Here is an 8981-nt window from a genome sequence, read left to right as displayed (position 1 = left end):
CTGCTTTGCGATTGGGGACACCGGCAAATGCGATTGGGGACGTACACCTTTTGCAAAGGTGTACGTCCCCAATCATATCGCTTTCAACGCCTCCAGCGTCGCGTCCAGGTTCTCCTTATGCCAGTTTCTCATGAAAAGTCTCTTCCAGTTTTTGCTGCCTTCATATCCCAGCAGCCCGGAACTGCGGAAATCGCTGAGTTCTTTTTGCTGTGTCGACAGCGTGATCCTGCCGCCCGTCGTATCGATAAGCAAGTGATAGTTCAATCCTGCCGGTTCTACCTCTATCTTTTGAATATCTGAAAATGGGATTGACATTGTGACTTCTTTTTTCAGTCCCCACGATATCTTCCCATATGGCACCAGTACTAATTCCTCCCTGCAGATCTGCAGTACAAAAAACTCCTTGGCCTCTGTAAAGAACTTTATGATCGCATCGCTTAGATTCGACGAGGCATAGGATACCACAATGCTTCGGTTCTCTATCGGCTCATATCCTGCTGCTTTGATGATTTCCCAAATATTTGTCTCTCTTGGCATTTCTTTCTCCCTCCAGATGCTCTGATGATTTTTCTTTCTGAATTATCTCACATCTTTCTACGGCAAAGAAAAAAACTGCCCAGACGGCAGTTTTCATGCCTGAACGGCCTTAAGCCGCAGCAGTTCTTTTTTGGCGCTCCTGGAAAACCAACATTCCTCACCATTTGTAAAGATCACCTTCCGTTCTTTCACATTCAGACATTTGATCTGACGGACATTGGCCAGATACGCCCGGTGCACCCGCACAAATCCTCTTCCCAGACTTTCTTCCAGTTCCTGGATACTTCCGGTAAAATCAATCCGTTCCCGCAGCCCGTGTAAAATGATGCGGTGGCTTTTTGCTCCTGTCTCAAAAAACAGAATTTCATCCACCGGAATATGCCGCACGGTATCCATGAACTTTACTGTAAAATATACCCGGTCATCTTCCTTTTCGTCCTGCATCCGCTCCACCACTGCTGCCAGGCATTTCCGGATCCCGGCAAACATTTCTTCCGGGTTCTCTTTTACGATATAGTCCAGCGCTTCCAGCTGATAGCGGAATGCCTCAAAGGCCAGCTCTCCAAAAGCCGTCACATAGATCAGAAAGCCTCTGGGATCCATCTTCCTGATGGCCTGCCCCAGGGTAAATCCCGTATACTGTTCGTGCTTCAGATCTACATCCAGGAAATAGATTCCCCTGCGTCCGCTTTTTTGTATTTCCTCAAGAAGCTCTTCCGGTCCGGCACACGCTGCCGCCACCTTCATATCATAGCCCTTGATCAGGATTTCCTTTTCCAGCTCTCTGCGGATTGCAGCTCTGATCTGCGGGTCATCATCACAAAGATAGATGGGAACCATAGGTTTTTCCTCCTCTTTTCATGATCTTTAATTCCTGTATAAAATATCCATCCTCCTGTCTGGTAAAGGAAGCTACATTCTCATAACGTTCCACGATCCTTTGGAAGCTTGTAAGACCGGTTCCTCTCCCTTCTCCTTTGGTGGAATAGCCATCTTTCCATATTCTGGAAAAAGGAACTTCTTCTATCACCGGGTTTCGGATCATGATTCGGACCACCTCTTCCCCCTCTTCAAATACCGCTGTCACCTCTCCATCCTCCAGAAGTTCGGCCGCTTCCGCCGCATTATCCAGGAGGATACCTGCCGCCCGGCACAGTTCCCGCTCCGGAATCCCGGGATGTTCAAACGGAAACGGGACTTCCAGCCGAAAAGGAATCTCTTTCTTTTGAAGCTCTGTCATTTTCAGGATCAAAAGCCCTTTAAGTTCTGTGAGCCCTACATTCCCAATCTGGGAAATCTGAAAAATCTGCCGCCCTACCTGCTGCTCGAAATCGCCGGTTACTTCGGAAATAAATTCCTGCACCGCCGTCAGATTGCCGTCCCTTGCCTGCAGGCTCGCTCCTGCCATCATATTTTTAAAGTCATGCCGGAACAGGCGTACTTCCTTTTGCACAGACTCCAGGTTCTGGATATAAAGCTTTTGCTGGCTTAAGTTTAATTTCTGCTCCTCCAGCTTTCGATCCTGCATTTTACATCGGAACATATAGTTGAAAACACCATAGATCAGCAAAAGGAGCAGTATGGAGACCATAGGATTTGAATTGTTCAGGACCATATGCTCATTTGAGATCTCCACTGCCAGATTTCTGGCCGCCGGAATCAGAAAGAGCAAAATTTTGCCTGTCTTTCCTCCGCTGTCTTCCGAAAGAAATCCTGCATATTCTTCAAAGAGCCTGCTTCTTATGATAAACCACACCACAAACACCGCCGGGATCAGAACGCCTATGCACTCTCCTGTCATATATGCCGCAAGATCCCCCGGTACTGTCAGATCATAATTCCCAGTCAGGAAAAATCCGGTCAGCTCCTGGAAGGTTCCGTACAAAAATACTGTCAGAGCCGCTGTTGCAAAGGCGCTGCCCCACCTGACACGATAGATATGCTTCATTGCCAGGGCCCACCCTGTCACCTCCAGATAAGTTTCCAGTATAAAGGCCCCGAAATACCCGACCAGATCCTGCAAAAACAGCCATGTAGCCGGAATAGCCACAAATAAAATGTAAGGGTTCAAAAGGACTGCTGCCCTTTGCAGATCCGGCTTCCTGTAAAGGAGAGCCCCTGTCAGAGCCAGATTGACCAGATAAGAAGCCAGCAGGATCGGTACATTCATGAGAAAAGCTGAAATAAATGTAAATTCCATCGCCGTTTATTCCTCTGATAAAGATTGCAGATATTTCTGTGTATAGGTACAGACTGCAAAACATTTGCCACACAGGTCTGTCCGGATGCCCGTCCGCTCATACATGATCTCCAGCTGCTTCTGGTAACAGGCTTCTGCGTCCACGATCTCTTTTCTCGGCATGCCAGCCTCCCACAGAGTCCCTTTCAGCGCCTGCGCCGGACAGTGTTCCACACAGGCCCTGCATCCGCCGCACCGGGATTTCAAGATAGGCTCCTCTTCGCCAAGGGGCGCATTGGTAAGCAGAGAAGAGATTCTCACTGCCGAGCCATACTGAGGCGTCACCAGAAGGCAGTTTTTGCCGATCCATCCAAGGCCCGCCCGCGTTGCCACCGTCTTGTGGGGAATAGGCGAAATATTTTCTTCATTTACCACCACCCGGTCTGTGGTCTGCGCATAAGCTTCATAGCCCTGCGCTTTCAAAAATGCTTCCCCGGCCGTCACGATCTGATTTAACTTTTCATTCAATGTGCCATATAGATGATAGTATTCCTCCGTAGGCCCATCCTGCAGGTCCAGGATCACATTCCCCGGCAAAGCTACAGCGACCGAAACTCCGGTCTGAAACTGGCAGTTCTTCACTCCCTTCAGGCTTCCCACCCCTGCCAGGTCAGCACCTTTTTCAAACAATATCTTTTTTAATTCCTCTGTCAGATTCATAATGTCCCCTCCCCTCTTTTCTAGCTTTCCAGGAGATTCCCTGTAAATTTCTCACGGATTTCCGGAAATATCCTGACAGGCTTTGGGTTTTCCGGATGATCTCCGATCATCTTTTCCATCCAGACCACATTATACCAGCGGCCGAACTTGTACCCGCTGTCATGGAACTCACCTGCCAGGCGAAATCCCATGTGTTCATGGAACTGTACACTGTTCTTTGTCAGATACTCATCCTCTGCCTTTGGCCAGCTGATGCAGGCATTCATATTCAGGATATGCATTTCCTTCAGAATCTCTTCCATCGCCTGATACAGCCGTCCACCAATGCCCTGCCGCCTTATTTCCATATCCAGATAAATGGACAGTTCCACAGACCAGTTATAGGCCGCCCGCCGGGCAAAGGCAGATGCATAGGTATAGCCCAGGATCCTGCCGTTTTGCTCTGCAACGATATAGGGATATTTTTCCAGAGTCTTTTCAATCCTGCTGCGGAATTCTTCCACCGAGGGGACTTCATACTCAAAAGTAATCGCCGTATCCGTCACATAAGGCGCATAGATTTCCACCAGGCGTGCCGCATCAGATGGCCTGGCGGTACGCAGCAGGATCTGTGTATGATCTTTTGCTTTTTCAAAGAGCATTTCTTCCATAATCTCTCCTTTGATCTTCTGGACTTAAATATCAAAACTTTCCGATTTCAGATCACAGTAATGTCTTCCTTTTTCTGCTGTAAATTTTAGCACACAGTAGTCTGGATCATCAACGCCTTGTTTGTAAAACATGGTATCGCCGGAGCGCCAAATCTCTTTCTTGATCTCCGGATCCTGCAAAACCTCCATCTTTCCCGTCAGCATCAGTCCTTCATACCGGTACCGGCTTCTCTGATAAAAATAAATGCTTGCCTTTTCATTTTTCAGAAATTGCTGCGCCCGCATGGAAGAAGTATTGGTAGAAAAATAAAAACAGTTTCCTTCGATCTTTCTAGGCATGAACATGGCTTTGATGTTCGGAAATCCTTCCTCGTCAACCGATGCCACAAAAGCCGTCTTTTGCTTTTGAATAAATGCAGTCATTTCTTCCTTCATCTGAAATCCCTCCTATTTTTTCATTCTTAATTACAGTTCTTTGTCAGCGTCTTAAGTATCCTTGCAAGGAAGCTTTCAAATTCTTTTTGTTCCTGCTCCGAAAATCCCTGGTAAAACAACTGGTTCATCTGCTGGGACACCGCTTCATACTGTTCACGCATAGACTGTGCATAATCCGTAAGCGAAATAATGGTCTGCCGCCGGTTGCTGGGGTTCGTTTCTCTCTCTACGATCCCTTTGCGGACCATTCCATCCACTACGACGGATACTGTGTTTTTTGCCAGAGAAGTCTGTTCACTGATCTCACTGATTGTCAAATGGTCTTTCTTCCACAGAACAAACAGGATACGTCCCTGACCACCGCTGATCTCAATGCCGTTTTCGCTTAACATTCTTTCAAAAATACGATCCTGGAGCTGTTTGATCTGTGAAATATAAAATCCACCTTTCGTCTCCACCTATCCGCCTCCATTCTTATTAGAATAGTTCTATTTAGAACAATTATAGTATAATAGTCCTCTCTATGCAACATATTTTCCGCTAGTTATATAAGACTTCTCTTTGGACTGCTATTCTTTACCAGCCTCTTTTGACCACTCCATCAGATACTCTTCTTCTTTAGTATCTTCGTCTGTCATTTCCCGCCGAATCCGGAAACCTTCCCGCAGATAAAAGCGGACTGCCTTTTCATTCTTCCGATATACGTGAAGTGCCAGTTCTGCTTTCTTCTCCTTCACAAAATCAAGAAGCGCCTTCCCAATCCCCCGGGACTGCGCCCCTTTCCGCACAAAAATCCCTGCAATATAGCTCTGATCCAGCCCAATAAAGCCCAGGATTTCTCCGTTCTCCTCATAGACATACATCTCAGCCTGCAAGAACATCTCCTTCACCAGCGCAAGATTTCCTTCCCAGTACTCTGCCGGGACAAAGAAATGGGCTTCCATATTGGTATCCAGCCAGATCTTTGCTACAGCATCGATATCATCCTCTTGCAAATGCCTGATCTGATTTTTCATCTGACCTTCAATCTGACTTTCCGTCTCCATTTTCTTCTCCCCTCTTCCTTTACAGTTTTCTTTACTCCACAAATGAATTGCTCATGATATAGAACGCTTCCTGGCTGGGTGTCCATTTTTTCTCCATTGGCTCCAGCTGATCGTCAAATTCCACGGCTGCCTGTTCATCAATGTTCATAGCCGGGCTCTCGGAGTAATACCATTTTCTTCCGTCCAGCGCGCCTTCCTTTAATTCCTTCACCAGCATGGCCGCCGGATATTTCCCGCCTTCCACACACACATTGTATTTTTTGCAGCACTGAAAACCACAGCTTACATAGTTCGCCGGGCTCCCAAGTATCACGATCACATCGAATCCAAGTTCTGCCGCTTTCTGACAGGAATGGTTAATCAACAGTTTGCCATATCCATTTCTCTGATATTCCGGCAGGACACTGACCGGGCCAAAGGTAAGAATTTCCTTTTCTGTACCATCTTCGTCAGTCAGCTTTGCTTTTGTATACATGATGTTTCCAATCACCTGACCATCCCGTTCCAGCACAAAGTCCAGCTCCGGGATAAAATCCTCGTGATCTCGCATCACATGGACCAGATAATGCTCCATGCATCCTGGAACATATACGTTATAAAATGCCTTTCTGGTAATCTCCTCTACGATTGAATAGTCTTCTTTTCTTTCATTTCTGATATCTAACATACCGTTTTCCCCTCTTACATCTATTTTTATTGTCATATTCTTCTCAAAACACAGGGGCATTACCTGCCCCTGTGTTTTTGCTTTCGTTTTTTCTGCTTCAGCTCGTATCTATATTCCTGCACGGCTTTTCTCCGTTCCTTCCTTGTTTCTTTGCGCTGCCTGCTCATCTCTTCCCGCTGCAGCGAAAGTGCTTGTTGTGATTTTGTACTGATTCCACTAAGAAAAGTCTGCTTTCTTGCTTCTCTCTGCACTCTTTTAGGATTAGCCGCTTGTTTTTTTACACGCACTTCCACAGATGGACTGAATTTCAGATCATAGTAATTTTCCAAGAGCAATTCCTGCACTTTATCGTCTCCCGGCTCTGCACCAAATACGACTTTACAGGCTGTCAGCTTTTCACCGTCAATCCTTTCAAATACGCCGGCCCAAAATGGCTCATCGAAAAATACTGTCACCTTTACGGATACTTTGTCCATAACGAAACCCTCCTTTATTTGTTATGAACAAAGAATGGACAACCCGGAGGGCAGGTTACTTACCTCATTAATATGAGACGGCCGGGCTACCTACCGGCTCTGGCACATCTTGTCGGATGCACGTTGCGTTTTTATCTTTGCTATTTTTCTATCTTAGCATGCCTGCGTTCTATTCGTAAAGCTAAAGAAGCTTTTACAGCATCTATATGATAAACCTCTATTCATCACTACTCTTTTCTGAAAATATCTAGTGCATGGCTGGAAACTCCCAGTAAATCCTCCCTCTCACAGGTGGAAAGATGATATTTCATATACAGCTGAAATGTCTCTTCGTCCATGGCATCCACTGCTTCCCGCATAAGAAGCGCACATCCGTCGGAGGCAACATAGTGAAGCCTTTTGACCGGGAAAACGGACATCAATTCATCCACATCCTCTTTACGAACAAGCTCGAACAAATCCTTTGGCTCCGATTTTGCCGCAAAGGTTTCTCCATCAAGAAGCCCTTTTTCGATATATTCTTTTACACTGATATTCCCACGGTTGAAGCCTTCGTCCAGCAAACAGCCGTCGGATATTACGTGCGCCGCGAAAATAATACCACCTTTTTTCGTCACCCGGAGCGCCTCGCTGACCGCCCGTCTTTTATCCTCCAGACTGTAAAGATGATACAACGGCCCTAGCAGCAGTGTCATGTCATAGGTATGATCTTCAAACGCAGACAGATCCATGGCATTTCCCTGTACGACTCGGATATTCTCATTCTCCTGCGTATTTTCGCGAAATACTTTGATATTGTGCTCCACCAGCTCTACGGCGTCCACTGTATAGCCCTGTCTGGCTAACGCATGAGAATACCGTCCCGTCCCAGCACCCACTTCCAGCACCCGATCGCCTGGCTTCAAATATGTTTCAATATAATGCATCGTCGTAAGAAATTCCACCATTCCATGCCTGGATCTCAAACGGCGGTCTTCATCATAGCTATTATAGAATTCTGTTAAAATTTCTTTTATATCCCTGCTGCTGTTCAAACGAATCCCTCCTCCAAATATCGTCTCTACTCAAACACAAAAAGTACCTTTTCATAATCCTTCACATAATACCGGAAATTTTTACGGCCTTTTTGGATGATGACATGTCCTTCTTTCTCAAGTCTCTCTTTTTGCGCCTCAACACCGCCGGGATACTTGGGATTCAGCTCCCCGTTTGCTTTCAGAGTCCTCCAGTATGGAGTTTCATTTTCGGTCCTTTGATAGCTGGCCCAGGCGGCGATCGATACAAAGATTCCTGCCGTTATAGGATCCGTAAAATCAGCATCATTTTTCCTTGCAAGATACTCCCTGATCGCACCTACTGTAACCACTTTTCCATAGGGAATCCGTTTCATAAGTTCATCGTAAGTAACAGGCGGCGCAAAAAACATCCTCTCTCCGCCATATTTCTTGATCGAGGCTTCATCTGTTACCATCTGGATCTTTGGCATCCCTGTATCCTTATGGAGCATCGCATTAAAATCCTTCTTCTCTTCATTTGCCATGTCAACGCCTCCTTTTCTCTAGAATAGACACTATTTCTATTTCATGCAATGAGACGGTTTGAAAAACTTTTTTAATCCAACCGCTGGATTTCTACAGTACTGATGCCTGACTGTGCCGGTTCTCCTGTGATGAGGTTCTGAGGCGCCGGGACAAGCAGCATATACCCATCTTCTCCATATCTGTTTTCATAACCTTTTGCGTATGCCTCATCCACGGTAGCGTGCACCACCTGCCCGGTCACCATAGCCGTAATCCCTGCACCGCTTAGATCCTCCACCGATCTTAACGTACACTCCAGGCTTAGGAAGGCCTCATCAATCTTCGGCGCATGGATCTCCTTTGCCTCTGTCAATGTAAAATCTCCCACCCGAAATTCATCCTCTTCAAAGTTATTGCGATGGATTGTTTCTACCAATCTGTCATAACAGCTGATCGGGAGAAAATTGATACAGAAGCATTTTTCTCTCTGGATATTTGCATAGGTATGTGTGTGCTGATACAGATTTCCCATCACTGCAAAGAAAGCTGTTTTGTCTCCATGGAAACAACTCCAGGCATGAAAGCACACATTGGGCTGTCCATTCTCCTTCCATGTCGTGACCGCAAATAATACGGTAGGGATCCCTGCCGTCACTTCAAAATGAGAGAATAGTTCGAACTCTTCCGGATATAAAGGCTTAAAATATTCCGGAAATTCTTTGCCAATTTCAATCTTCATTTTCATTTCACC

13 protein-coding genes are annotated in these 8981 nt (G+C 46.2%); all 13 read right to left on the bottom strand.

Translation table 11 applies throughout. From position 1 onward, the window contains the following. Nucleotides 1–72: 72 nt before the first annotated feature. Nucleotides 73–537, bottom strand: coding sequence for a hypothetical protein (locus BKD12_RS07650; protein WP_070088724.1), 465 nt, complete (start codon nucleotides 535–537; stop codon nucleotides 73–75). A gap of 93 nt (nucleotides 538–630) precedes the next feature. Then, nucleotides 631–1377, bottom strand: coding sequence for a LytR/AlgR family response regulator transcription factor (locus tag BKD12_RS07645; RefSeq protein WP_070088723.1), 747 nt, complete (start codon nucleotides 1375–1377; stop codon nucleotides 631–633). Beyond that, nucleotides 1355–2707, bottom strand: coding sequence for a sensor histidine kinase (locus BKD12_RS07640; protein WP_176730938.1), 1353 nt, complete (start codon nucleotides 2705–2707; stop codon nucleotides 1355–1357). Before BKD12_RS07640 ends, BKD12_RS07645 begins: the two co-directional genes overlap by 23 nt. A gap of 36 nt (nucleotides 2708–2743) precedes the next feature. Beyond that, nucleotides 2744–3436, bottom strand: a complete 693-nt coding sequence (locus BKD12_RS07635; RefSeq protein ID WP_070088721.1) for a 4Fe-4S double cluster binding domain-containing protein — start codon at nucleotides 3434–3436, stop codon at nucleotides 2744–2746. Between the two features lie 20 nt (nucleotides 3437–3456). Further along, a complete protein-coding gene (locus BKD12_RS07630) occupies nucleotides 3457–4086 on the bottom strand; it encodes a GNAT family N-acetyltransferase (RefSeq protein WP_330385558.1) in 630 nt (209 codons plus the stop codon). Nucleotides 4087–4110: 24 nt separating this feature from the next. Then, on the bottom strand, nucleotides 4111–4521 hold the full coding sequence (locus tag BKD12_RS07625) for a pyridoxamine 5'-phosphate oxidase family protein (RefSeq protein ID WP_070088720.1): 411 nt from the start codon (nucleotides 4519–4521) through the stop codon (nucleotides 4111–4113). A gap of 26 nt (nucleotides 4522–4547) precedes the next feature. Continuing rightward, entirely contained in the window at nucleotides 4548–4979 is a 432-nt protein-coding gene (locus tag BKD12_RS07620) for a MarR family winged helix-turn-helix transcriptional regulator (protein WP_070088719.1), read from the bottom strand. Between the two features lie 111 nt (nucleotides 4980–5090). After that, nucleotides 5091–5567, bottom strand: a complete 477-nt coding sequence (locus BKD12_RS07615; RefSeq protein ID WP_242872736.1) for an N-acetyltransferase — start codon at nucleotides 5565–5567, stop codon at nucleotides 5091–5093. A 31-nt stretch (nucleotides 5568–5598) separates the two neighbouring features. Further along, entirely contained in the window at nucleotides 5599–6234 is a 636-nt protein-coding gene (locus BKD12_RS07610) for a GNAT family N-acetyltransferase (protein ID WP_070088789.1), read from the bottom strand. A gap of 59 nt (nucleotides 6235–6293) precedes the next feature. Continuing rightward, a complete protein-coding gene (locus BKD12_RS07605) occupies nucleotides 6294–6710 on the bottom strand; it encodes a YjdF family protein (RefSeq protein WP_070088718.1) in 417 nt (138 codons plus the stop codon). A gap of 227 nt (nucleotides 6711–6937) precedes the next feature. Then, on the bottom strand, nucleotides 6938–7744 hold the full coding sequence (locus tag BKD12_RS07600) for a class I SAM-dependent methyltransferase (RefSeq protein WP_330385557.1): 807 nt from the start codon (nucleotides 7742–7744) through the stop codon (nucleotides 6938–6940). A 26-nt stretch (nucleotides 7745–7770) separates the two neighbouring features. After that, nucleotides 7771–8250, bottom strand: a complete 480-nt coding sequence (locus BKD12_RS07595; protein WP_070088717.1) for an MGMT family protein — start codon at nucleotides 8248–8250, stop codon at nucleotides 7771–7773. 71 nt (nucleotides 8251–8321) lie between these two features. Continuing rightward, entirely contained in the window at nucleotides 8322–8969 is a 648-nt protein-coding gene (locus BKD12_RS07590; RefSeq protein WP_070088787.1) for a flavin reductase family protein, read from the bottom strand. Nucleotides 8970–8981: the final 12 nt, after the last annotated feature.

Source organism: Merdimonas faecis (assembly GCF_001754075.1).
Classification (GTDB): Bacteria; Bacillota; Clostridia; order Lachnospirales; family Lachnospiraceae; genus Merdimonas; species Merdimonas faecis.
Note: the sequence above shows the minus strand (reverse complement) of the source record. Positions and strands in the feature narration are given on the sequence as shown.

What these genes read in the sequence shown, in the direction of transcription:
- BKD12_RS07640 (WP_176730938.1), bottom strand. Translation starts at nt 2,707, where the DNA reads ATGAATGTACCGATCCTGCTGGCTTCTTATCTGGTCAATCTGGCTCTG.
- BKD12_RS07590 (WP_070088787.1), bottom strand. Translation starts at nt 8,969, where the DNA reads ATGAAGATTGAAATTGGCAAAGAATTTCCGGAATATTTTAAGCCTTTA.
- BKD12_RS07605 (WP_070088718.1), bottom strand. Translation starts at nt 6,710, where the DNA reads ATGGACAAAGTATCCGTAAAGGTGACAGTATTTTTCGATGAGCCATTT.
- BKD12_RS07625 (WP_070088720.1), bottom strand. Translation starts at nt 4,521, where the DNA reads ATGAAGGAAGAAATGACTGCATTTATTCAAAAGCAAAAGACGGCTTTT.
- BKD12_RS07645 (WP_070088723.1), bottom strand. Translation starts at nt 1,377, where the DNA reads ATGGTTCCCATCTATCTTTGTGATGATGACCCGCAGATCAGAGCTGCA.
- BKD12_RS07630 (WP_330385558.1), bottom strand. Translation starts at nt 4,086, where the DNA reads ATGGAAGAAATGCTCTTTGAAAAAGCAAAAGATCATACACAGATCCTG.
- BKD12_RS07635 (WP_070088721.1), bottom strand. Translation starts at nt 3,436, where the DNA reads ATGAATCTGACAGAGGAATTAAAAAAGATATTGTTTGAAAAAGGTGCT.
- BKD12_RS07615 (WP_242872736.1), bottom strand. Translation starts at nt 5,567, where the DNA reads ATGGAGACGGAAAGTCAGATTGAAGGTCAGATGAAAAATCAGATCAGG.
- BKD12_RS07610 (WP_070088789.1), bottom strand. Translation starts at nt 6,234, where the DNA reads ATGTTAGATATCAGAAATGAAAGAAAAGAAGACTATTCAATCGTAGAG.
- BKD12_RS07595 (WP_070088717.1), bottom strand. Translation starts at nt 8,250, where the DNA reads ATGGCAAATGAAGAGAAGAAGGATTTTAATGCGATGCTCCATAAGGAT.
- BKD12_RS07650 (WP_070088724.1), bottom strand. Translation starts at nt 537, where the DNA reads ATGCCAAGAGAGACAAATATTTGGGAAATCATCAAAGCAGCAGGATAT.